The 21,416-nt window shown below is 72.0% G+C and carries 23 protein-coding genes; 10 read left to right on the top strand and 13 right to left on the bottom strand.

Annotation, left to right across the window (positions count from 1 at the left end):
- Positions 1-9 precede the first annotated feature (9 nt).
- Positions 10-663, bottom strand: coding sequence for a GTP cyclohydrolase II (ribA, locus tag CRYAR_RS12855; protein WP_211247416.1), 654 nt, complete (start codon positions 661-663; stop codon positions 10-12).
- Between the two features lie 129 nt (positions 664-792).
- Between ribA and CRYAR_RS12850 the strand changes: the two genes are divergently transcribed.
- The gene (locus CRYAR_RS12850; protein ID WP_084700419.1) at positions 793-2,019 is read left to right on the top strand and encodes an epoxide hydrolase family protein; all 1,227 of its coding nucleotides are present in this window, start codon (positions 793-795) and stop codon (positions 2,017-2,019) included.
- Here the strand turns inward: CRYAR_RS12850 and CRYAR_RS12845 are convergent.
- The 3 genes from CRYAR_RS12845 to CRYAR_RS12835 are packed head-to-tail and all read right to left on the bottom strand — an operon-like array spanning position 1,988 to position 4,073.
- Positions 1,988-2,770, bottom strand: a complete 783-nt coding sequence (locus tag CRYAR_RS12845) for a hypothetical protein (protein WP_035850837.1) — start codon at positions 2,768-2,770, stop codon at positions 1,988-1,990. The genes CRYAR_RS12850 and CRYAR_RS12845 overlap by 32 nt on opposite strands.
- Positions 2,771-2,820: 50 nt before the next feature.
- Positions 2,821-3,531: an anti-sigma factor family protein gene (locus CRYAR_RS12840; RefSeq protein WP_035850835.1), complete on the bottom strand. Its 711-nt coding sequence runs from the start codon at positions 3,529-3,531 to the stop codon at positions 2,821-2,823.
- On the bottom strand, positions 3,528-4,073 hold the full coding sequence (locus CRYAR_RS12835) for a sigma-70 family RNA polymerase sigma factor (RefSeq protein WP_035850833.1): 546 nt from the start codon (positions 4,071-4,073) through the stop codon (positions 3,528-3,530). Before CRYAR_RS12835 ends, CRYAR_RS12840 begins: the two co-directional genes overlap by 4 nt.
- Positions 4,074-4,393: 320 nt before the next feature.
- On the opposite strand from CRYAR_RS12835, the gene CRYAR_RS12830 reads away from it, so the two are divergent.
- The 4 genes from CRYAR_RS12830 (at position 4,394) to CRYAR_RS12815 (ending at position 7,956) form a co-directional block, all read left to right on the top strand.
- Entirely contained in the window at positions 4,394-5,911 is a 1,518-nt protein-coding gene (locus CRYAR_RS12830) for an NCS1 family nucleobase:cation symporter-1 (RefSeq protein WP_051570095.1), read from the top strand.
- A gap of 28 nt (positions 5,912-5,939) precedes the next feature.
- Positions 5,940-6,689 carry an aspartate/glutamate racemase family protein gene (locus CRYAR_RS12825; protein ID WP_035850830.1) on the top strand — a complete coding sequence of 250 codons (750 nt, stop codon included), beginning with the start codon at positions 5,940-5,942 and terminating at the stop codon, positions 6,687-6,689.
- A gap of 80 nt (positions 6,690-6,769) precedes the next feature.
- Entirely contained in the window at positions 6,770-7,477 is a 708-nt protein-coding gene (locus CRYAR_RS12820) for a GntR family transcriptional regulator (protein ID WP_035850828.1), read from the top strand.
- Positions 7,478-7,485: 8 nt separating this feature from the next.
- The gene (locus CRYAR_RS12815) at positions 7,486-7,956 is read left to right on the top strand and encodes a GNAT family N-acetyltransferase (protein WP_084701862.1); all 471 of its coding nucleotides are present in this window, start codon (positions 7,486-7,488) and stop codon (positions 7,954-7,956) included.
- On the opposite strand, the gene CRYAR_RS12810 is transcribed toward CRYAR_RS12815, so the two are convergent.
- Positions 7,943-9,022 (bottom strand): MBL fold metallo-hydrolase, encoded by a 1,080-nt coding sequence (locus tag CRYAR_RS12810; protein WP_084700417.1) that lies wholly within the window; start codon positions 9,020-9,022, stop codon positions 7,943-7,945. The two genes, CRYAR_RS12815 and CRYAR_RS12810, sit on opposite strands and share 14 nt — an antisense overlap.
- A 56-nt stretch (positions 9,023-9,078) precedes the next feature.
- Between CRYAR_RS12810 and CRYAR_RS12805 the strand changes: the two genes are divergently transcribed.
- Positions 9,079-9,702 carry a TetR/AcrR family transcriptional regulator gene (locus CRYAR_RS12805; RefSeq protein ID WP_051570093.1) on the top strand — a complete coding sequence of 208 codons (624 nt, stop codon included), beginning with the start codon at positions 9,079-9,081 and terminating at the stop codon, positions 9,700-9,702.
- 7 nt (positions 9,703-9,709) lie between these two features.
- Here the strand turns inward: CRYAR_RS12805 and CRYAR_RS12800 are convergent, their stop codons facing one another.
- On the bottom strand, positions 9,710-10,315 hold the full coding sequence (locus tag CRYAR_RS12800; protein WP_084700413.1) for a TetR family transcriptional regulator C-terminal domain-containing protein: 606 nt from the start codon (positions 10,313-10,315) through the stop codon (positions 9,710-9,712).
- Positions 10,316-10,518: 203 nt separating this feature from the next.
- A complete protein-coding gene (locus CRYAR_RS12795; RefSeq protein ID WP_035850822.1) occupies positions 10,519-11,013 on the bottom strand; it encodes an Hsp20/alpha crystallin family protein in 495 nt (164 codons plus the stop codon).
- A 149-nt stretch (positions 11,014-11,162) separates the two neighbouring features.
- Between CRYAR_RS12795 and CRYAR_RS12790 the strand changes: the two genes are divergently transcribed.
- The 4 genes from CRYAR_RS12790 to CRYAR_RS12775 all read left to right on the top strand — a co-directional run bounded on the left by CRYAR_RS12790 (position 11,163) and on the right by CRYAR_RS12775 (position 16,465).
- Positions 11,163-11,831 (top strand): TetR/AcrR family transcriptional regulator, encoded by a 669-nt coding sequence (locus CRYAR_RS12790; RefSeq protein ID WP_051570092.1) that lies wholly within the window; start codon positions 11,163-11,165, stop codon positions 11,829-11,831.
- A complete protein-coding gene (locus CRYAR_RS12785) occupies positions 11,825-13,561 on the top strand; it encodes an ABC transporter ATP-binding protein (RefSeq protein ID WP_035850820.1) in 1,737 nt (578 codons plus the stop codon). Before CRYAR_RS12790 ends, CRYAR_RS12785 begins: the two co-directional genes overlap by 7 nt.
- 254 nt (positions 13,562-13,815) lie before the next feature.
- On the top strand, positions 13,816-15,711 hold the full coding sequence (locus CRYAR_RS12780; RefSeq protein WP_035862079.1) for an ABC transporter transmembrane domain-containing protein: 1,896 nt from the start codon (positions 13,816-13,818) through the stop codon (positions 15,709-15,711).
- An 85-nt stretch (positions 15,712-15,796) separates the two neighbouring features.
- Positions 15,797-16,465 carry a DedA family protein gene (locus CRYAR_RS12775; protein ID WP_035850819.1) on the top strand — a complete coding sequence of 223 codons (669 nt, stop codon included), beginning with the start codon at positions 15,797-15,799 and terminating at the stop codon, positions 16,463-16,465.
- Here CRYAR_RS12775 and CRYAR_RS12770 read toward each other — a convergent pair.
- From CRYAR_RS12770 to CRYAR_RS12745, 6 genes are all read right to left on the bottom strand, one after another.
- On the bottom strand, positions 16,413-16,769 hold the full coding sequence (locus CRYAR_RS12770; RefSeq protein ID WP_035850818.1) for a VOC family protein: 357 nt from the start codon (positions 16,767-16,769) through the stop codon (positions 16,413-16,415). The two genes, CRYAR_RS12775 and CRYAR_RS12770, sit on opposite strands and share 53 nt — an antisense overlap.
- A gap of 86 nt (positions 16,770-16,855) precedes the next feature.
- A complete protein-coding gene (locus CRYAR_RS12765; RefSeq protein WP_035850817.1) occupies positions 16,856-17,719 on the bottom strand; it encodes a hypothetical protein in 864 nt (287 codons plus the stop codon).
- On the bottom strand, positions 17,716-18,243 hold the full coding sequence (locus CRYAR_RS12760) for a SigE family RNA polymerase sigma factor (protein ID WP_211247415.1): 528 nt from the start codon (positions 18,241-18,243) through the stop codon (positions 17,716-17,718). The genes CRYAR_RS12765 and CRYAR_RS12760 overlap by 4 nt, the downstream gene beginning before the upstream one ends.
- A gap of 52 nt (positions 18,244-18,295) precedes the next feature.
- Positions 18,296-18,973 (bottom strand): mycofactocin biosynthesis peptidyl-dipeptidase MftE, encoded by a 678-nt coding sequence (mftE, locus tag CRYAR_RS12755; protein ID WP_051572027.1) that lies wholly within the window; start codon positions 18,971-18,973, stop codon positions 18,296-18,298.
- Positions 18,970-19,521 (bottom strand): FAD-binding protein, encoded by a 552-nt coding sequence (locus tag CRYAR_RS43010; RefSeq protein WP_051570091.1) that lies wholly within the window; start codon positions 19,519-19,521, stop codon positions 18,970-18,972. The genes mftE and CRYAR_RS43010 overlap by 4 nt, the downstream gene beginning before the upstream one ends.
- The gene (locus CRYAR_RS12745) at positions 19,518-21,416 is read right to left on the bottom strand and encodes a mycofactocin system FadH/OYE family oxidoreductase 2 (protein WP_035850816.1); all 1,899 of its coding nucleotides are present in this window, start codon (positions 21,414-21,416) and stop codon (positions 19,518-19,520) included. Before CRYAR_RS12745 ends, CRYAR_RS43010 begins: the two co-directional genes overlap by 4 nt.

The following is a 21,416-nucleotide window of genomic DNA, read 5'->3' as shown; positions in this document are numbered from 1 at the left end:
CGTCGTTCGTCAGTCCGCGGAGTACGAGAGCGGTTCCTCGCCAGGGCGCAGACCCCGGTGGCCCATCTTCTGCGTTTTGGTCGCGAGGTAGGCCTCGTTGGCCGGGAGCGGCGCCGCCGGCATCGCGTGCACCTCGGCGATCCCGATGCCGGCCGCGCGTAACGCGGCCACCTTGTCGGGGTTGTTGGTCAGCAGCCGGACCTGCTCGACGCCGATCTGGCGCAGGTACGCCGCCGCCGGGCCGTAGCTGCGGCGGTCGACCGGCTCACCGAGCTCCAGGTTGGCCTCGACCGTGTCGAGCCCGGCCTCCTGCAGCGCGTAGGCCCGGATCTTCTGCGCCAGGCCGATCCCCCGGCCCTCGTGTCCGCGCAGGTAGAGGACCATTCCGCGGCCCTCCTCGGCGATCAGCGCGAGCGCGGTGTCCAGCTGGGGGCCGCAGTCGCACCGCTGGGACCCGAGCGCCTCGCCGGTCAGGCACTCCGAGTGCACCCGGATCAGTGGCGGTTCGGGGTCCGGAGGCGCGGCGGGTGGCGTCCGCATCGAGAGAGCCAGGTGTTCGACGTCGTCAGCACCGGAGAAACAGACGGCGTCGAAAACGCCGTGCCGGGTCGGGAGCTTGGCCCGGGCGAGAACACGCACGGTCGCTGGTGCGGTCGCGGTCACCGGTCACCACCTTCCACTATCGGGGCCGGGACGAAATGCGAGGAGCAGAATTTCACCAGGTGAACACGTCGGGCGACGAGTTCTGGTTCACAGCGTTCCCGGAGTCCAACTCCGGCAACACTGAACCTTATGCCCGCTGCCATCCATCCGCTCGTTATAGCCGTACCCGACGCCGACCTGGACGACCTCCGCGACCGCCTCCGCCGGACGCGCTGGCCCGAACCGGAGACCGTCGGCGACTGGTCGCAGGGCGTCCCACTCGAACATCTTCGCGAGCTTTGTCGCTATTGGGCAGAGGACTACGACTGGCGCGCCACCGAGGCCCGGCTCAACGCCGTCCCGCAGTTCCGCACCGAGATCGACGGTCTGAGCATCCATTTCCTGCACGCCCGCTCGCCGCGTCCCGACGCCCTGCCGCTGGTGCTCACGCACGGCTGGCCCGGCTCGGTCGTCGAGTACCTGAAAGTCGTCGGCCCGCTCACCGACGCCGGCTTCCACGTCGTCGTGCCGTCGCTGCCCGGGTACGGCTTCAGCGGCAAGCCGGTCGGCCCGGGCTGGGGCATCGACCGCATCGCCGACGCCTGGGCGCAGCTGATGGCCCGCCTGGGCTACCAGCGGTACGGCGCCGCCGGGAGCGACTGGGGCACGAGCGTCAGCACGGTGCTGGCCCACCGCGACCCGGCGCACCTGGCCGGGATCCACCTGGTGCCGCCGCTGGCCGCGCCGGACCCGGCCACGTTCGACGACCTCACACCGGCCGAGCGGGCCGCGCTGGCCGACCTGGAACGGGCGCGGAAGACCGAGGACGGCTACTCGCTCGAACACTCGACCCGGCCCCAGACCGTCGGCTACGGGCTGGTCGACTCGCCGGTCGCGCTGTGCGCGTGGATCGTCGAGAAGTTCCACGCGTGGAGCGACGGCGACGCGCTGAGCCGCGACGACCTGCTCGACAACCTGATGCTCTACTGGCTGCCCGGCACCGGGGCGTCGTCCGCGCGGCTGTACTGGGAGAGCTTCGCGACCGTGCAGCAGTGGTTCACCAGCGCGACGCCCGACGTGGTCCGGGTCCCGACCGGGTGCTCGATCTTCCCGAAGGAGAACCCCCGGGCCTCACGGCGGTGGGCGGAGCGGCGGTTCGCCGACATCCGGCACTGGAACGAGCTCGATCGCGGTGGCCACTTCGCGGCGTTCGAGCAGCCGGAGCTCTTCACCGCCGAGCTGGTGACGTTCTTCGACCTGGTGCGGGGTCAGGGCACGTCGAGCGGCCCGGCGACCGTGGGCACGGAGAACGAGCCTGGGCTCGGGCCGGCCCCGAGGACGAACGTCAGTTCGCGAACCACACCCGCTGGGCCGTGACCAGCACGAGCGCGACCCCGGGGCGGAGGGCGGCGTCGAGGGCGGCACCGTCGAGCGCCGGCGAGCCGACCTCCCAGTTCGGGGTGGCCCACGCGCTCACGTCCACCTTCTGCAGCAGCACGCAGTCCCCGGCGAACGCGCGGTCGGCCGGGCCGTAGGAGAGCGCGAGGCGGACGCCGTCCCGGTCCAGCTCGACGACGTTCCACGCGCGCTCCTCGGCGGAGGCGAAACGCGCGTCGAGACGGTCGGCGACGACGGTCCAGCCGGCCGCGGCCAGCCGGGAGCGCTCGGCCGACAGCGTGGCGCGCAGGTCGGCTGCCGGGAGGCTCAGCACGGCGGCGCCGCGGGTCGCGCACACCCAGTCGAAGTCGTCCCACGCCTTCAGCTGACGTGAGCCCCGGACGCACGCGTCGTACCGCGCGGTCGTGACCGGTGTCGTGCCCGCCGGGGTCGCGGTGGTGAGCGCGGCCGTGACCAGGCGGACGGTGTCCTCGTGCGCGCCGATGACCGCGGGTGACTCCAGGTCCGGTGGTGGGTCGCGGTGCACGACGCTGCTGAACGACGCCGCGAAACCGACACAGACCACGCCCGGCACCGCGAGCGCGGCGACCAGCAGCAACACCAACCAGCGCCGCCGGCGACGAGGTGGCGGCTCCTCGCCCATCGACTCCCCGACGAACGCGAGCCCGCCCGCGTCCTCGTCGACGGCCGGGGCCTCGGCGGCGGGGTGGTGCGACACGGTATCGGACACCTGAACGACCCTACCGATCCCCGGCTCGGCGTCCGGGGAGGTAGGCGCCGTCAGAAGTCCACGGTGACGAGATGGCGGCCGGCCGTCGTCCGGATCTCGATCGCGTCGACGTCCTCCGGCGCGACCGCGGCGTTGCCGGTGACGGGCCACCCGCCCGGCATCGACGCCGCCTTCTCCGAGATCACCCAGCTGCCGGCGAGCACCGGGTCGCTGTGGGTGCTGTGCACGACCATCTCGCACTCCTCACCGACCTTGATGCCGGTGAGCTTGACGTTCACCCGTACCCAGCCGGTCGAGGGCACGACCGACGCGGTCATCCGGGCCCCGGTCGCGGGATCGGTGTTCGAGCCGCTGCGGGTTCCCTGCACCGACGCCGATTCCGAGGGGAGGGCGACCGACGGGGTCTCCGATCCACCGCCCCGGCCCAGCACCACCCCGCCGCCGACCGCGGCCGCGAGCGCGACCACCGCCGCCGCACCGGCCACCAGGGAGCGCCCCCGCGATCGGCGCGGACCGGCGCTCTCCGCGCGTGCGGCCCGCAGCGTCCGCTGCAGCAGCAGGTCGGCCTGCGGGTCGGGGCCGTCCAGGAACAGCTCCGGCGGCACCTCGTCGAGCGCGTCCTCGATCTCACGCAGCACCGTCACCTCGTGGCGGCACGCGGCGCAGGTGGCGAGGTGTTCCTCGACCCGCCGGAACTCGACCGGGTCGAGCAGGCCGAACAGGTAACCGGCGATGTCGACGTGTCCGTGCGGCGCGGTCATCGGGTCACCATCCCGAGGTCGCGGCCACCGAAGCCGTCACGCAAGGTTCTCAGCGCGTAGAACGTTCTGCTCTTCACGGTTCCGACCGGCACGCCGAGCGCCTCGGCGGCCTCCTTGATCGTCCGGCCCTTGAGGTAGATCTGGACGAGCACGTCCCGGTGCTCCGGGGGCAGCTGCTCCAACGCCTCCATGACGACCATCTGGTTGACGACGTTGTCGGCGTGGTCGCGCGCCACCGGCGGCTTGTAGGGCACTTCCGGCACCTCGGTCGGCCGGGCCGCCCGGGCGCGGCTCTGGTCGATGACGATGTTGCGCGCCACCGTGAGCAACCAGCCACGGACCGAGCCCTTGCCGTTCACCATGACGTCCGGATTGCGCCAGGCGCGCAGGATCGTCTCCTGGACGATGTCCTCCGCGAGCGAGCGGTCCTCGGTCAAGCGTGTGACGTAGGCCAGCAACGCCCGACCGTGTTCGGCGAACAGCGACCGAATCAGCGCCTCGTTCCCGGCCGGGCCTTGTCGCTGACCAGCGCTTCGGACCATCCGCCGCTCCCCTCGCTGCGCCGTCTCCCGAGTTAGCCCCTGACTGTAGGCCACCGGCCCCTCCGGCCGCCGGGCGGCGTTTCCACTGTGGCGGCGGGGCGAGACGTCGGGGACGGGTCGAACGGCGCGGTCGACGCCGAACGCGCTGGGTGAAACGCTCAGGACGGTCACGGTGGGCCCCTCAAGCCGGCTGGACTGCACCGGCTACACGCGCCCGCATCGAGGAAGGTTCACGGGCCCCCGGCGGCAGATATATCCGCAAGGCAATAGAGGCGCAATTTGCCGGGCCTAGCGTGAGCCCTCGACGACGGAGGGTGCTCATGAGCGAAACGACCTTACCCGCGGAGACCACGCACAGCCACGCCGCCGGCGACGGGATCATCAAGCCCGGCTACGACCCCCGGCTGGCCAACGAGGACCTCGCTCCGCTGAAGAACCAGAACTGGACGTCGTACAACTTCTTCGCGTTCTGGATGTCCGACGTCCACAGCGTCGGTGGTTACCTCACGGCCGGCAGCCTGTTCGCGCTGGGGCTGGTGGCCTGGCAGGTGCTGATCGCGCTGCTGATCGGCATCACGATCGTGTACTTCCTCTGCAACCTGGTCGCCCGGCCCAGCCAGCGCACCGGCACGCCCTACCCGGTGGCCTCGCGGATCCCGTTCGGCGTGCTCGGCGCCAACATCCCGGCGATCATCCGGGGCCTGATCGCGGTCGCCTGGTACGGCATCCAGACCTACCTGGCGTCGGCCGCGCTCATCGTGGTCGCGCTGCGGCTCGACCCCGGCCTCGCGCCCTGGGCCGACGTGGACCAACACGGCTTCCTGGGGCTGTCGGCGCTGGGCTGGCTCGGGTTCGGCGTGATGTGGGTGCTGCAGGCGGTCGTGTTCTGGCGCGGCATGGAGGCGATCAAGAAGTTCATCGACTTCTGCGGCCCCGCCGTCTACCTGGTGATGTTCCTGCTCGCGGCCTACCTGGTCTGGAAGGCCGGCTGGTCCAACCTGGACTTCAACCTGGCCGAGGGCGGCAAGACGCTCACCGGCTGGCCGGCCTGGCAGGAGACGATCATCGCGATCGCGCTCGTCGTCTCGTACTTCTCCGGCCCGATGCTCAACTACGGCGACTTCGCCCGGTACGGCACGACGTTCGGGGCCGTGAAGAAGGGCAACTTCCTCGGGCTGCCGGTGAACTTCCTGGTGTTCGCGATCCTCGTCGTGGTGACCGCGGCGGCGACCCGGCCGGTGTTCGGGGAGATCCTCACCGACCCGGTCGAGACCGTGGCCCGCCTCGACAACACGTTCGCGATCGTGCTCGGCGCGCTGACGTTCATGATCGCCACGATCGGCATCAACATCGTCGCGAACTTCGTCTCGCCCGCGTTCGACTTCTCGAACGTCGCGCCGCAGAAGATCAGCTGGCGGGCCGGCGGCATGATCGCGGCGATCGGCTCGGTGCTGATCACGCCCTGGAACCTGTACAACTCGCCGGACACGATCCACTACACCCTGGACGTGCTGGGTGCGTTCATCGGCCCGCTCTACGGGGTGCTGATCGCGGACTACTACCTGGTCAAGCGGCAGACGGTCGTGGTCGACGACCTGTACACGATGCGCCGCGACGGGACCTACCACTACGTGAAGGGCTACAACCCGGTCGCGATCGTGGCCACGGCGGTGGCGGCGGTGATCGGCGTGCTCGTGGTGTTCCTCGCCTCGGCCGACGTGGCCGCGTTCAGCTGGTTCATCGGCGCCGGCATCGCGTTCGCGCTCTACCTCGGGCTGAAGTCGCAGATCCCGGTGCACGCGCCGGCGACGGTTCCGGCGGCTTCGCCGGAGAGCTGATTCCGGTCGGAACCTCCAGGGAGGATCAGTGCGGATCCAGGTCGTGAACCCCAACACCACCGAGACGATGACCGCGACGATGGGCGCGTGCGCGCGAGCGGTGGCCGCGGTCGGCACCACGGTCGAGGCCGTCACGTCCCCGATGGGGCCGGCCTCGATCGAGAGCCACTACGACGAGGCGCTCGCCGTCCCCGGCCTGCTGCGGGTCGTGGCGGCGGGCGAACGCGACGGCGTCGACGGCTACGTGGTCGGCTGCTTCGGCGACCCCGGCGTCGACGCCGCCCGCGAGCTGGCCCGGGGTCCGGTGATCGGCATCGCCGAGGCCGCGATGCGCACGGCGGTGCTGCTCGGCCGGACGTTCAGCGTCGTGACCACGCTGAGCCGCACGGCCGGGCGCGCCTGGGAACTGGCCGCCCGGTTCGGTCTGGCGGCCCAGTGCCGCCAGGTGCGGGCCTGCGAGATCCCCGTGCTCGACTTGGAACGGCCCGGCTCGAACGCCGAACACCGCATCACCGAGGAGTGCCGCCGCGCGGTCGCCGAGGACGACGCCGACGTCGTCGTGCTCGGCTGCGCGGGCATGGCCGACCTGTGCGCCCGGATCAGCGCGGCGGTCGGCGTGCCGGTCGTCGACGGGGTCGCCGCGGCCACCAAGATGGTGGAGAGCCTGGTCGCGCTCGGGCTCACGACCAGCACGCGGCTGGAGTTCGCGCGGCCGCCGACCAAGCCCTACACCGGGCTGCTCAGCTCGTTCTCACTCGAAACAGGAGCAACAATCTGACCCCGACCGACATACGAGCGAAACCGATCGGGCCTACCGTGTCCCCACTGCTTCAGGGAAAACGGCGGGGGGAGGCGCACATGGCACCCAAGAGACGGCACTCGTATTTCGCGGGCAAAGTCACGGCGATACCGGGCGCCTCCCAGGCCGAGGTGCTCAACGAACTGCGCCGGGTGATCCTCGCCGGCGAGGTACCGCCGGGTGTCCAGATCCCGGTCGGCGACGTCGCGGAACGCTTCGGCATCAGCCCGATCCCGGTGCGCGAGTCGCTGATGACGCTGATCGGCGAAGGCCTGGTCGACCACCGTCCCCGCTCCGGCTACACCGTCGCCCAGCTCACGCTGGCCGAACTGCGCGAGGTCTACGTCGTGCGCCGCGTGCTGGAGGCGGCCGCGCTCGCCGCCGCCGTGGTGGCCGCCGATCACGCCGACGACGTGCGCGCGGCCGAGGCGCTCGCGGCGCTGGAACGCGCGGTGACCGACGACGACTCGGCCGGCTACCACCGCGAGAGCCGCCGGTTCCACATGGCGCTGCTCGCTCCGGCCGGCATGCAGCGGCTGCGCTACGTGCTCGAATCGGCCTGGAACGTCACCGAGCCGTGCCGGCCGATGGCCTACATCGGCGTCGAGGAACGCACCGCCCTGCACGCCGACCACCACGCCATGCTCGACGCCTTCACCGCCCGCGACGCGAAGCTGCTGCTCGACATCTCCGCCACCCATCACCACCGGCTGGAGAACTCGATCGCCGACCTCCCGCCCGAGACCGGCTTGTTCGCGACCCCATGATCGACGCGATGGCCGAGCGGCACGCCGCACAGGTGCTGGAGATCTACCGGGCCGGGATCGCGACGCGGCAGGCCACGTTCGAGACGGTCGTGCCGCCATGGGCGGAGTTCGACGCGGCTCGCCTGCCCGGGCACCGGTTCGTGGAGCTGGACGGGACCGACGTGGTGGGGTGGGTCGCCTGCTCGGCCGTTTCCCGGCGGCCGGCCTACGCGGGCGTCGTCGAGCACTCGGTCTACGTGCGCCCGGACGCGAGCGGCCGGGGCATCGGCGGCCGGCTGCTCGACGCGCTCATCACGTCCACCGAGAACGACGGCATCTGGACGATTCAGTCCGCGGTGTTCCCGGAGAACCACGCGAGCCTCGCGCTGCACACGCGCCGGGGATTCCGGGTGATCGGCACCCGCGAGCGCATCGGCCGGCTCGACGGCGTCTGGCGCGACACCGTCCTGATCGAGCGACGCAGCCCTACGGTCGGGTGACCCGCGGCGCGCCGCCCTCGGCGTCCGGCGCCACCCACCTCAAGTCACCGCGGTCGACCAGGTGCTGCACGTGGGCGGCCGTCTCACCGAGCGCGGCGAACCGCATCCGGCCGATCTCCTCCCACGGGCGCGACCAGGTCAGCCCCTGCGCGATGCTCCACAGCGTCGGCTCGCCCAGTGCCTGGACCACCGCGATCAGTTCCCGGCAGCGCTCCTCGTGGTGCGCGATCAGCTCCGCCGTCCGCGCGGCCAGGCCACGGAACCGGTACTCGTGCGCGGGCAGCGCGTCGTGGTCGTCGTAGGCCCCGACCTTCTCCAGCGACGTCAGGAAGTCGGCCAGCGGCTTCGCGTCCGACGACGGTCCCAGGCCGATGTTGGGGCTGATCCGCGGCAGCACGTGGTCGCCGGTGAGCAGTGTCCTGGTCTCCTCGTCGGCCAGGCAGATGTGGCCGGGGGTGTGCCCCGGTGTCCACACCGTCCGGATCCGCCGGCCCGCCAGCGGCACCAGGGCGCCGTCCTCGAGCAGCACGTCGGGCTCGGCCATCACCAGGTCGGGCTCGAACCGGGGGTTGAAGCTGCCCAGCAGGCCGCTGATCTCCTCCTCCGAGGTGCCGGACATCCGCAGGATCCGCGTCATGCCCGTGCGCCGGATCTCCGACGTGGTCGCGCCCATCCGCTGGGGCATGCTCGCGGCCTCGGCCGGGTGCATCGCCACCCAGGCGCCGGTCTCCTCGCGTAGCCGCAGCGACAACCCGTGGTGATCGGGGTGCACGTGGGTGGCGACCACCCCGAGCACGTCCCCCAGCCGGTAGCCCGCGGTGGCGAGCCCGGTCGTCAGCGCCGCCCAGGTGTCCTCGTCGTTCCAGCCCGGGTCGACGATCACCACCCCGCTGTCGCCGGGGAGCAGGTAGCTCAGCGTGTACCGCAGCGGGTTGTCGGGGATCGGCACCGGCACCGACCAGACCCCGCCGGCGAGTTTCTCGACCGGCGGTAGCTCCCGCCGCCCCCAGGCCGCCTGCTGCTCGGTACCCAGCACGACGAACCCGTGCGTTTCAGTTGCTGCCACGCATCCATTATTATCCGACGACGGTCGTCGGCAATATGTCGGGGAGGCGGAGAGCAGTGACGCGCACCACGCGAGGGCGTCCGCGGAACCCCGCGGTGGAGCAGCGCATCGCCGCGGCCGCGCTGACGATCTACGGCGATCACGGCTGGGCCGGCTTCAACTTCGAGTCGGTCGCCCGCGCCGCCGACGTCAGCCGGGACTCGCTCTACCGCCGCTGGAACGACCGGCGCGGGCTGCTCGTCGACGCGATCGGCCGGGTTCCGCCGGCACCGGCCCCGCTGGAAGGTCTGTCGCTGCGTGACGCGCTGCTCCGGGCCGCGCTGAGCAGCCTCGAGCGGTACCTCGCGCCGGGCGGGCACGCGCTGATCCGGCTCTACGTCGAAGCGCCGCAGGATCCGGAGCTGCTCGACCTGTTCCACCGCGAGGTCATCACCCCGGCCGTGCTGGCCGCGCGTCAGCTCGTACGGGACGCGATCGCGGCCGGCCGGCTCCCGGCCGACGCCTCCCCCACCGCGATCATCGACAGCGTGTTCGGCGCCGTGCTGCTGCACGTGCTCGTCACCCCGATGGAGCTGCGCCCCCGGATGATCGAGCAGGCCCAGTCGTACGTGACCGACGTCGTCGACATGACCCTACGCGGCGCGTACTACCGGGAACCCGAGGTCAGCCCGGGCGCGTGAACAGGCCCTAGACCGGAGCCGGGGTGTTCCAGCGCAGGTGGGCCTCGGCGAACCGGTCGCAGATCTCGACGATGCGCGCCTTGTCGACCGGGCGGTAACCGACGACCGCCCGGATCGTCAGCCCGTCCAGGAGCGCGGAGAAGCCCTCGACGAACGTCTCGACGTCCAGATCGGCATCGAGTTCGCCGGTCTCGACCCCGTACTCCAGCACCTCGCGCACCAGCCCCTGCCAGCCGGTCTCGAGCTCGGTGATCAGCTGGTGCACCGCCGGGTCGTGCACCGCCTCCGACCAGGCCTCCAGCCACATCATCAGGTTGCTGTCGCGCAGGCCGCTCGGTGCGGCGGCGTCGACGAGCCACCGCCAGCGCTCCTGCGCGGTGGCCAGCTCGGCGAACGCGGACTCGGCCCGTTCGCGGAGGTCGGACTCGACGATCCGCAACGAAGCCATGAACAGGTCGGTCTTGCTCTCGAAGTAGTAGAGGAGATGGGCGCCGGTCATGCCCAACCCCGCTCCGATGTCCGCCAGCCGAGCGTTGCGAACTCCGTGCTCGCTCAACACGGAAATTGCCGAGCGGGCGATCTCGCGGCTTTTGCCCCGTCGCTTCGTCGTCATTGCTATGTGACCCGTTTCGTCGCCTGAGGACGCTGAACGCTTCCCCAAACAGTGATATCGCACCGGAGAGCGGTCGTGGGGTCACACAGCGAAGCGGAACGGCGCATCTCCCGAACGCAGGATGGCGACTTAGTTCGTTCGGTCTATTACATATGGGCGAGGCCGGACCCAGGGGGCCCGGCCTGTACTAATGACGCACCGGATCAGGCGGTGTGGTCCACGGTGGACGCTGCCGGCGACTCCGTCGGCGACTCGGCCGCGGGGGCGGTCGTGATCGCGATCCGGCGGGTCTCCGGCTGCGCCGGAGCGGTGTGCGCACCGGCCACCCGGACGCTCAGCACGCCCTGGTCGTACGACGCGGTGACGGCGTCGGCGCCCACGTGCTCGGGGAGGCGGAACGTCCGCCGGAAGGAGCCGTAGCGGACCTCGCTGAACGAGCGGCCGTCGTGCTCGCCCCGGCGCTCGCCCCGGACGACGAGCTGTCCGGCGTCGACCTCGACCGTGACGTCGTTCTCCACGTCGACGCCGGGGACCTCGAGGCGGACGACGGCGTCGTCACCGTCGCGGGTGACCTCGGCGGCGGGGGTGAAGTTGCGGCGCGTCTCGGCCGGGCGCGTCGCGACCGGGCCGAACGAGCGGCGGACCAGCGCGTCGAACTCGGCGAACGGGTCACGGCGGGTCCAGAGAGTGATGCTCATGGCGTTCTCCTGACTATCTCCGACCGGCGAAAACCGGCTCACGTGTCATGAAACTTGAGCCGGGTCGACTCAATTCCCTCGGTGCTGCGGATCACATTGCGCGCTCCGAAAATTTGCGCGGCCCGCAATAACGGGACTATCTTGACGGCATGTCCGAGGGCGAGACCCCGTACGTCACCATCGAGCAGCACCCGACCGGCCTGGTCACCTGGCGGGAGCGCAAGAAGCAGGCCACCCGCGAGGCGCTCGCCGACGCGGCCTGGAAACTCGCCTGCGAGGTCGGCCCGGAGAACGTCCGGGTCGACGACATCGCGGCGGCGGCGGGCGTCTCGGCCCGCACGTTCAACAACTACTACTCCAGCCGCGAGGAGGCGATCTTCGCGCAGCGGATCCGCTGGGCGGAGGAGTTCCTCACCGTCGTCCACTCCCGCCCCGGCGACGCTCCGCTCCACGACACGATCGCCGGCGCCCTGCTCGAGGTGCGCGGCCGCCGCGAGCCCGACAAGGCGACGATCCGCCTGGTCGCGGCCACGCCGGCCATGCAGGGCGAGTACCTGCGGCACTCGGTCATGACCGAGTTCGCGCTGGCCGAGATCGTCGCCACGCGTACCGGCTGTGACCAGCTCTCGGCGCGGGTCGTCGGCGGGGCCTACGCCCTCGCCATCCGCGCCGCGAGCGAATATTGGCTTCGCGACGACAGCGATCTGCCGTTCACTGACTTCCTGCGTACCGCGCTCGACCGGGTCGCTCCCGCGGCCCGGGGCCTGGAGGCGAGCGTGCGCGCGTCCCACCCGCACCGAGAGGCTGACTCGTGCTGATCAGGCTGTTGCGGACGCACCTGCGTCCCTATCGGCGGTCACTGACCGTGGTCGTCGTGCTGCAATTCCTGCAGACGCTGGCGATGCTCTACCTGCCGACGCTCAACGCCGACATCATCGACTACGGCGTGGTGAAGGGCGACACCGGCTACATCATGCGCCTCGGCGGCATCATGCTGGCGATCAGCGTCGGGCAGATCGTCTGTGCGGTGGGCGCGGTCTACGTCGGCGCGAAGGTCGCGATGGCCCTCGGGCGTGACGTCCGCGGCGCGGTGTTCGACCGGGTGCAGGCGTTCTCCGCCCGGGAGGTCGGCACGTTCGGCACCCCGTCGCTGATCACCCGCATCACCAACGACGTCCAACAGGTGCAGATGCTCGTCGTGATGACGCTCACGATGGTGATCGCGGCCCCGGTGATGTGCGTCGGCAGCATCCTCCTCGCGCTGCGCCAGGACGTGCCGCTGGGGTCGATCCTGCTGGTCGCGCTGCCGGTGCTGGTCGCGGTGATCGGGTTCGTCATCGCCCGGCTGGGGCCGCAGTTCCGGATCATGCAGGTCAAGCTCGACGACATCAACCGGGTGCTGCGCGAGCAGATCAGCGGTATCCGGGTGATCCGCGCGTTCGTCCGGGAGCCGTACGAGCGCAAGCGGTTCGCCGAGGCCAACGACGAGCTCTACGACGTGTCGCTGCGCGTCGGCCGGCTGCTGTCGGTGATGTTCCCGTCGGTGATGGTGGTCGTGAACGTGTCGAGTGTGGCCGTGCTGTGGTTCGGCGGGCACCGCATCGACGCCGGGGAGATGCAGATCGGCGCGCTCACCGCGTTCCTGAGCTACCTGATGCAGACGCTGATGTCGGTCATGATGGCCACGTTCATGTTCATGATGGCGCCCCGGGCGCAGGTGGGTGCGGAGCGGCTCAGCGAGGTGCTCGACACCGACACCACGGTGGTTCCGCCGTCCACGGCCACCCCGCTGCCCGAGGCGCGCGGCCGGCTCGAGCTGCGCGGTGCGTCGTTCCAGTTCCCGGGCGCCGAGCACCCGATCCTGTGCGACGTCGATCTGGTCGCAGGCCCCGGTGAGGTCACCGCGATCATCGGCAGCACCGGCGCCGGCAAGACCACGCTGCTGAACCTGATCCCCCGGTTGGCGGACGTCACCGCGGGAGCCGTGTTCGTCGACGGGGTCGACGTGCGCGAGCTCGACCCGGCCGACCTGTCCCGGGTCATCGGGGTGGTACCCCAGCGGCCCTACCTGTTCACCGGCACGATCGCGTCGAACCTGCGCTACGGCAACCCCGACGCCACCGACGAACAGCTCTGGCACGCGCTGGAGATCGCGCAGGCGGCGGCGTTCGTGCGCGGTCTGCCCGAAGGGTTGGACGCGCCGATCGCGCAGGGTGGTTCGAATGTGTCCGGTGGGCAGCGGCAGCGCCTGGCGATCGCGCGGGCGCTCGTGCACGAACCGGAGATCTACCTGTTCGACGACTCGTTCTCGGCGCTCGACTACGCCACCGACGCCGCGCTGCGCGCCGCGCTGGCCCGCGAGACCACCGAGGCGACGGTCGTGATCGTCGCCCAGCGGGTCAGCACGATCCGCACCGCCGACCGCATCGTCGTGCTCGACCAGGGCCGGGTCGTCGGCTCGGGCACCCACGCCGAGTTGCTCGAGTCCAACGACACCTACCGCGAAATCGTCCTGTCCCAGCTCACCGCCCAGGAGGCGGCAGCATGACCGGCCCCAACGGTTCCAGGCCCAACGGCTCCGGCCCCAACGGAACGAGCCCCGACGGCGGCGGCGGTGCCGCGGTCCCCGGTGCGATGGCCGGCGCGGAGGCGCCGGGCGGCGCCGGGGTAGGCACGCCGGACGGCCTGGCCGCGCCCGGCGGCCCGACCGGCGCGGACAGCGGGGTCGCCACCGCGGTCGGGGAGCGCCCGAGCGCCGCCCGGGGGCCCGGTGGGGCGCCCGGCCCTGGGCCGGCCCGGTTCATGTCCGGCCCCGGCGAGAAGGCGCTGGACTTCAAGAGCTCCAGCCGGCGCCTGCTCGCCACCCTCCGCCCCGAGCGCCCGCTGATGGGCCTCGGCCTCGCGCTGGCCGCCGCCAGCGTCGCGCTCTCGGTGACCGGCCCGAAGATCCTCGGCCACGCCACCGACCTGATCTTCGCCGGCGTCATCGGCCGCTCCCTGCCCTCCGGTGTCACCAAGGACCAGGCCGTCGAGGCCCTCCGCGACCGCGGCGAGAACACCATGGCCGACCTGATCAGCCACATCGACGTCGTCCCCGGCCAGGGCATCGACTTCGACGCGGTCGGGCGGGTCCTGCTGTTCGTGCTCGGCATCTACCTGGTCGCGTCGCTCTTCGCGCTCCTGCAGGGCCGCGTGACGACGACGATCGTCCAGCGCGTGGTCTACCGCCTCCGCGAGGACACCCAGTCCAAACTCGCGCGGCTCCCGCTCAACTACTTCGACCGCCAGCCCCGCGGCGAGATCCTGTCCCGCGTCACCAACGACATCGACAACCTGGCCCAGACCCTCCAGCAGACGCTGAGCCAGGTGATCATCTCGCTGTTCACGATCGTCGGCGTGCTCAGCCTGATGTTCTGGATCTCCCCGCTGCTCGCCCTGATCGCCCTGGTCACGATCCCGCTGTCGACCTGGGTCGCCGGGGTGATCGGCAAGCGCGCCCGGCCGCAGTTCATCGGCCAGTGGTCCACCACCGGCAAGCTCAACGGCCACGTCGAAGAGGCGTTCACCGGCCACGCGCTGGTGAAGGCGTTCGGCCGCCAGGACGAGACCCGCCAGGTCTTCCAGGCCCAGAACGAGGCGCTCTACCAGTCCAGTTACCGGGCCCAGTTCATCTCCGGCCTCATCCAGCCCGCGATGATGTTCATCGGCAACGTCAACTACGTGCTGGTGGCGGTCGTCGGTGCGCTGCGTGTCGCGTCGGGCGCGCTGACGCTCGGCGAGGTCCAGGCGTTCATCCAGTACTCCCGGCAGTTCAGCCAGCCGCTCACCCAGGTGGCGAGCATGGCCAACCTGCTCCAGTCGGGCGTGGCGTCGGCGGAGCGGGTGTTCGCGCTGCTCGACGCGCACGAGCAGGACCCCGACCCGGAGACCCCGTCGACGCCGGAACGCGTCCGCGGGCGCGTCGAGTTCGAGCACGTGAGCTTCCGCTACGTACCCGACAAGCCGCTCATCGACGACCTGTCGCTGAGCGTCGACCCCGGGCAGACGGTCGCGATCGTCGGCCCCACCGGCGCCGGCAAGACCACGCTGGTCAACCTGCTGATGCGGTTCTACGAGGTCACCGGCGGCCGGATCACGCTCGACGGCGTCGACATCGCGTCGATGTCGCGGGCCGACCTGCGGGCGGCGACCGGCATGGTGCTGCAGGACGCCTGGCTGTTCGGCGGGACGATCGCCGACAACATCGCCTACGGGTCGCGGCGTGACGTCACCCAGGCCGAGATCGAGGAAGCCGCCGTGGCCACCCACGTCGACCACTTCGTCCGGACGCTGCCCGACGGCTACGACACGGTCCTGGACGAGGAGGGGTCGGGCGTCTCGGCCGGTGAGCGGCAGCTGATCACGATCGCCCGCGCGTTCCTGGCCGAACCGGCGATCCTCATCCTCGACGAGGCCACCAGCTCGGTCGACACCCGCACCGAGCTGCTCATCCAGCAGGCCATGAGCTCGCTGCGGCAGGGGCGCACCAGCTTCGTCATCGCGCACCGGCTCTCCACGATCCGCGACGCCGACCTGATCCTGGTGATGGAGAACGGCAGCATCGTCGAGCAGGGCACCCACACCGACCTGCTCGCGGCCGACGGCGCGTACGCGCGGCTGTACTCGGCGCAGTTCGCGCAGCCGGTCGCGGACGTCTGAGGGTTCGCCCCTAGCTCCCCGGGGCTAGGTCGGCACGACCGCACAGCGTGACGACCGGCGGCCCGCCGGTCGGCACGCTTGGGTCATGCACCTGGAGCTCCTGACCTCGCCCGTCGTCTACCCGCTGGTGTTCGTGCTGACGCTGCTGGACGGGTTCGCGCCCGTCGTGCCGTCGGAGTCGGCCGTGATCGCCGCCTCGTCGTTCGCGGTCTCGGGGCGGCCGGTGCTCCTGGTCGTCGTGCTCGTGGCCGCGGTCGGGGCGTTCGTCGGCGACCACATCGCGTACGGGATCGGGCGGCTGCTCCTGGGGCGCGGAACCACCGCGGCCGGCGGCGGGCGGCCGCGCCGGCTCGGGCGGCTGGGCCGGTGGCTCGCGTCGTTGGCCGAGCGGGCCGCCGGGAGCCTCGGCAGCGGCGCCGGCGTGGTGATCCTGACCGGGCGTTTCATCCCGTGCGGACGGCTCGCGGTGACGCTCGCGTGCGGCGCGGGCCGCTACCCGCTGCGGCGGTTCAGCGCCTGGACGGCGTTGGCGACCGCGGCCTGGGCGACGGTCACGGCCCTGCTCGGCTACGTGGGCGGTGTCGCGTTCGCGCAGACCCCGTGGCTGGGCATGATCGCCGGGCTCAGCCTGGGCCTGGTCGTCTCCGGCGTTCTCGCCGCGGTGTCCCGCCGCCGGCGAACCGGCGGCAGGACGGCGGTAATCAGTTCTTCGGCGGTGCGTACAGCTGCAGATCGTTGCCTTCGCTGTCCTTGAACGGCACGATCCGGCCCCACTCGTGGTCGCTGATGTCGCCGGTGAACCGCACCCCGGCGCCGCGCAGGCGATCCACCTCGGACTCCAGGTCGTCGTCCGGGCGGAAGCTGATCACCGCGCCGCCGTCGGCGTGCTGGGACACGCCCTCTCGGGCGTTGAGCCCGATCCGCAGGCCGCCCGCGTCGAGCTCGCTCCACTGCGGTTGCTGGTCGGTCAGCTCCAGGCCGAGCACGTCGCGGTAGAACCCGACGGCCCGCTCCATGTCGTCCACCGGAACCCATACCGAAGCGACACCCGTGGCCATAGTTCCCCCTTCACTCGGAACGGTCGTATCTGACCTTCTCCGACATCAGATCACCGCCCGGGGCACCCCGCATCTCGAGCACCGCGCTACTTCGCCGGTTCGACGCCGGACTTCTGGGGGGCGTCCGACTGGTCGCGGCGGTAGTCGGCGGGTGGCTCCAGCCGGAACCGCTCCAGCTCCTCGGCCGAGCGCGGAACGAACGTGTAGTCGTACGTGCTCACGATCACGTCCGGAGTTCCCGACGGCTTCAACCGGCTCACCGTCCGCACCAGGTCGTAGGTCGACGCGTCGACCCAGAGGTCGAGCTCCGTCCGGTCGCGCTTGGCCGGGTCGGCTCGCAGGTGCAGGGTCGCGCGGCCGTCCAGCGACTCCTCGCCGACCAGGACGAACTTCCCCTTCTCCTGCAGCGCGGCCTGGACGTCCTGCTTCGACCAGCTCCCCTGCTGGTCGGTCGCCGGGTACGTGACCGCCCACCAGGTCCGGGTGGTGTGGTCGATCACCAGGAACTTGTCCCGTGTCCCGTCGGTCGTGATCGCCGCGTCGACGCCGTCGCCGTGGCGGCGCCAGTCGCCGGTCGCGCCGTCCCACCACTCCTCCTCGTCGCGGGTCTCGCCGTTCGCGGTGGTGTGCGTCCGCACGTACGTGACCTTCGACTTGTTCCGGTCGATCGCGTCGCTGGCCCGCGCCACCACGTAGCTGACCGGCCGCACCGCCACCTCGGCCGGCGGCGGTGCGGTCGGCGTCACCGCCGTCGGGGTTCCGGACAGCGCGACGACCCCGGTCACCGCCGCGGCCAGCGTGAGACCTCCCGCCGCGAACACCGCGCCCCGGCGCGCGGTGCGCCGCCGGCGGTGGGCCCGCTCGGCCGCCGCCACCAGCGCCGCACCGTCCAGCCGCTCGCCCGCGACCCGGGACCGCATCGCGAACGACAGCTCCTCGTCCAGCCTCATGCCCGTGCTCCGTTCGTGGTGCGGGGCCGCTCGGCGGCCCAGTCGTTCGTGAGTTCTCGTAACCGGGCCAGCCCGCGTGACGTCGCGGACTTCACCGTGCCGATCGAGCAACCCAGCCGCTCGGCGGCCTCGGCCTCGGTCAGGTGCTCGAAGAACCGGAGCACCAGCACCGCCCGCTGCTTCGGCGGCAGTTGCGCCAGCGCGCGGATCAGCGCGTCACGCAGGTCGAGCGTCGCGGTCGCGTCCGGGACCGCCTCGGTGTCCACCGCGGTGAGCACCTCGGGACGCCGGCTCCGGCGTCGCCAGCTGTCGACCGCGAGGTGGTACAGGATCCGGCGCACGTACCCCTCGGGGTCGCCGTCGATCGTGTGCCAGCGGCGCATCGCGCGCTCGATGGCGGCCTGGAGCAGGTCCTGGCCGGCGTCCCGGCCGCCGGCCAGGAGGATCGCCGTCGCCAGCAGAGCGTCACCACGGTCGGCGACGAACTCTTCCAGTCCGGCGAAGGCTTGCGGTTTCCCGCGCACGGGCAACTCCTTCCGTCGCCCACCAAGTACGCCGCCGTGGGCCGAAAGGTTGCTACGCGTCTTCCCCCAGCCACCGGGACACCGTCGTCGCCAGGTCGTCGGTGGCCTCGGTGAGCAAGCGCGCGCCCTCGTCGGCGTCGGCGCCGGACGGATCGCCCAGCACGCCGTTCTCGGTGACCGGCCGGAGCCCCTGCTCACGCATCACCGGCAGCAGTTCGCTCAGCGCTGCGGTGTTGCCCGGGGCGGCCCGGTCCAGCCGCACCCGGGAGGGGTCCAGCGCGAGCTGCACCGACGTCTCGGTGCGCCCCGCGTGGGCGTCCCCGCGCCAGCGCGGCGCCCAGGCCAGCGCGTCGCGGCCCTCGCTGCGCAGCCGCCGGACGGCCCGGTTGACCGGTATCGCGTTGCCGCCGTGGCCGGAGACGAACAGGATGCGCCCGAACGTCTCGGTGGCCGAGCGTCCGAGTTCGAGCAGCACGGTCTCGATGGCCGACGGTCCGATCGAGAGGGTGCCGGGGAAACCCTGGTGCTCCCCCGACGACCCGTACGGCATCGCCGGCGCGACCAGCACGTCGGCGCGGCGCGCGGCCAGCGCCCGGGCGAGCGCGACGGCGATGTCGGTGTCGGTGGAGAACGGGAGATGAGGGCCGTGCTGCTCCGTCGACCCCACCGGGATCGCCAGCACACCCGCGCCGGTGATCTCCGGCCACACGCGGTCGGCCAGTTCGCTCATCCGCAGCATTCTTCCAGGTAGGCCAGGAGCGCGGTGGCGGCCTGCTCCGCGCTCAGCGGTGGGACGGGCCGTACCGGCCCGGCGGGCACCCCGGTCAGCGTCCGCAACCGCTCGGGCACGGTTCCGCCCGGTCGGCTCCGGTCGACGTCGGGCGAGCGGATGTCCGCCCAGGTGCGGCCGCGCAGACGCGGGGCCAGTTCGGTGAGGAGCGCGGTGGCGTCGGTGCACAGCGGCAGCGTGGCGCGGACCAGCAGCGGGGCACCCGGGTCGGTGTTCACGCCGATCACGTGGGCCGGGTGGCCGATCTCGTGGAACACGGTTCCGGCCACCCCGAACCCGAGGTAGAGCACCGGGCCGATCGTGACGCCGGAGACACCGACGAGCCGCTCGGGCCCGAACCAGCCCGCGTCCACGAGCGCACGCGTCGCGCCCACCTCTCCCCCGAGCGCGCCGGCCACGTCCGCGAGCAGAGCACGCACCACGCCGGGTGAGCCGCCCAGCAGCCCGCCTCCGGCGCCGACCACCACCCGGGCCCGGCCGAGGCTCACAGCGCCGCCGCCACGCGCTCGCCCTCCAGGACGGCGGCGTGGGCGCGGCGAGGGGCCAGGCAGTCGCCGATCCGGTGCACCGGGAAGGGCGCGCCGCGCAGTTCGTGCCAGAGCGTGTCGTCGGCGCGCGGGTGCACGGACGTCACGACCCAGTCCACGGTCCGGGTGCGCCGCGTCCCGGTCGGGTGGTGCGCGAGCACGACACGCAGCCGCTCTCCCTCGTCCTCGGCCGCGGACACCGTGACGTCGGGCGTGCACACCACTCCGCGCGCGTGCGCCGCGATCGTCCAGAGCTCCAGGTCCAGCGTCGGGCCCAGGTCCTGCCCGACGATCATCCCGGGCGTGGCGATCTCCACCCGGCACCCCCGGTCGGCGAGCAGTTCGGCCACCGACGTGCCCTCGTGGAACCCGAGTTCGTCGTAGACGAGCACGTTCCCGGACGGCGCCACGCGCCCCGACAGCACCAGCCGGACGTCGACCACCCGGGGCGAAGCGCCCCACGGGGGCCGCACCGGCCGCGCGCCGGTCGCGAGCACGACCGCGTCCGGGGCCACCGTCAGCAGGGTCTCCGCGGTCGCCGCGACACCGAGACGCACCGCGACCCCCGCCCGGGAGACCGCCGCCGCCAGCGACCGGGTCAGCTCGGCGAACTCGGCCCGGCTCGGCACCGACGCGGCCAGCGGCACCACGCCGCCGAGCTGCTCCGACCGCTCGTACAGCGTCACCGCGTGCCCACGCTCGGCCGCGGTGACCGCCGCACGCATCCCGGCCGGCCCACCCCCGACGACCACCACCCGCTGCCGACGCCGGGGCGCCGCCACGGGCACGGCCTCGTGGCCGGCGGCGGGGTTCACGACGCAGCCGATCCAGCGGTTGAAGCCGACCCGCCCCACGCACTCCTGGTTGCACGACAGGCAGGTCCGCGCTCCCCCGCGCGCCCAGTCCGGGTCCGCGATCTGCGCCCGCACCGCGCCGATCAGGTCCGCGGCGCCCTCCTGCAACGCCTTCTCGGCCTGGGCCAGGCTCTTGAACCGACCCACGCCGACGACCGGAAGCGACACCGCCGCCCGCAGCGCGGCCGGGATGTGCAGTGCGTACCGCGGCGGCACCCGCATGCTCGCCTGGATCAGGAAGAGCGTCTCGGTCGCCACCCCGATCGAGGTGTTCAGGTAGTCCACCTGACCGGTCGCCTCGACCGCCCGGGCCGTCGCCACCGCCTCGTCCACGGTGATCCCGGCCTCGATCATCTCGTCGCCGCCGAGCCGCACACCCAGCACCGGCGACGGCCCGATCGCCGCACGCACCGCCGCGATCACCTCGCCCAGGAAGCGGAACCGCTCCCGGTAGACGTCGGTGCGGTGGTTCGTCGCGCCGGACAGGAACTGCCGGATCAGCGACGAGTGCGACGCCTGCAGCTCGACCCCGTCGAACCCGCCCTCGACGCACCGTGCCGCCGTCGCCGCGTAGCCGGCCACGATCTCGGCGATCTGCGTGGTCGTCAGCGCGGCTGGTACCTCGCGGAACAGAGCGTCCGGTACGGGGCTCGGCGCGAGTACCGGCTGCCGTGTGTACAGCCCCGACGACTGTCCACCGTTGTGGTTGAGCTGCGCGAACACCGCGGCACCGGCGGTATGCACGGCGGTGGTCAGCGCCCGGTAGCCCGGCTGGCGCCGGTAGCCCCGGATCATCTTCTGGTAGGGCCGGTCCGAGGGGTGCACGGTGTGCTCCTCGGTGACGATCAGCCCGGCCCCGCCCGCCGCCCGGGCCGCGTAGTAGGCGACGTGCTGATCGGTCACCGCCCCGTCGACCGCGAAGTTGGTCAGGTGCGCCGAGAACACGACCCGGTTGCGGAGGGTCAGCCGACCCAGCCGCAACCCGGTCGCGAGCGTCGGCAC

Source organism: Cryptosporangium arvum DSM 44712, assembly GCF_000585375.1.
GTDB lineage: Bacteria > Actinomycetota > Actinomycetes > Mycobacteriales > Cryptosporangiaceae > Cryptosporangium > Cryptosporangium arvum.
Note: the sequence above shows the minus strand (reverse complement) of the source record. Positions and strands in the feature narration are given on the sequence as shown.

Coding starts and splice junctions, on each gene's coding strand:
- CRYAR_RS12795 (WP_035850822.1), bottom strand. CDS start 11,013: ATGAGCATCACTCTCTGGACCCGCCGTGACCCGTTCGCCGAGTTCGAC.
- CRYAR_RS12820 (WP_035850828.1), top strand. CDS start 6,770: ATGGCACCCAAGAGACGGCACTCGTATTTCGCGGGCAAAGTCACGGCG.
- CRYAR_RS12840 (WP_035850835.1), bottom strand. CDS start 3,531: ATGACCGCGCCGCACGGACACGTCGACATCGCCGGTTACCTGTTCGGC.
- CRYAR_RS12765 (WP_035850817.1), bottom strand. CDS start 17,719: ATGAGGCTGGACGAGGAGCTGTCGTTCGCGATGCGGTCCCGGGTCGCG.
- mftE (WP_051572027.1), bottom strand. CDS start 18,973: ATGAGCGAACTGGCCGACCGCGTGTGGCCGGAGATCACCGGCGCGGGT.
- CRYAR_RS12800 (WP_084700413.1), bottom strand. CDS start 10,315: ATGACGACGAAGCGACGGGGCAAAAGCCGCGAGATCGCCCGCTCGGCA.
- CRYAR_RS12770 (WP_035850818.1), bottom strand. CDS start 16,769: ATGGCCACGGGTGTCGCTTCGGTATGGGTTCCGGTGGACGACATGGAG.
- CRYAR_RS12775 (WP_035850819.1), top strand. CDS start 15,797: ATGCACCTGGAGCTCCTGACCTCGCCCGTCGTCTACCCGCTGGTGTTC.
- CRYAR_RS12780 (WP_035862079.1), top strand. CDS start 13,816: ATGTCCGGCCCCGGCGAGAAGGCGCTGGACTTCAAGAGCTCCAGCCGG.
- CRYAR_RS12790 (WP_051570092.1), top strand. CDS start 11,163: ATGTCCGAGGGCGAGACCCCGTACGTCACCATCGAGCAGCACCCGACC.
- CRYAR_RS12830 (WP_051570095.1), top strand. CDS start 4,394: ATGAGCGAAACGACCTTACCCGCGGAGACCACGCACAGCCACGCCGCC.
- CRYAR_RS12815 (WP_084701862.1), top strand. CDS start 7,486: ATGGCCGAGCGGCACGCCGCACAGGTGCTGGAGATCTACCGGGCCGGG.
- CRYAR_RS12850 (WP_084700419.1), top strand. CDS start 793: ATGCCCGCTGCCATCCATCCGCTCGTTATAGCCGTACCCGACGCCGAC.
- CRYAR_RS12835 (WP_035850833.1), bottom strand. CDS start 4,073: ATGGTCCGAAGCGCTGGTCAGCGACAAGGCCCGGCCGGGAACGAGGCG.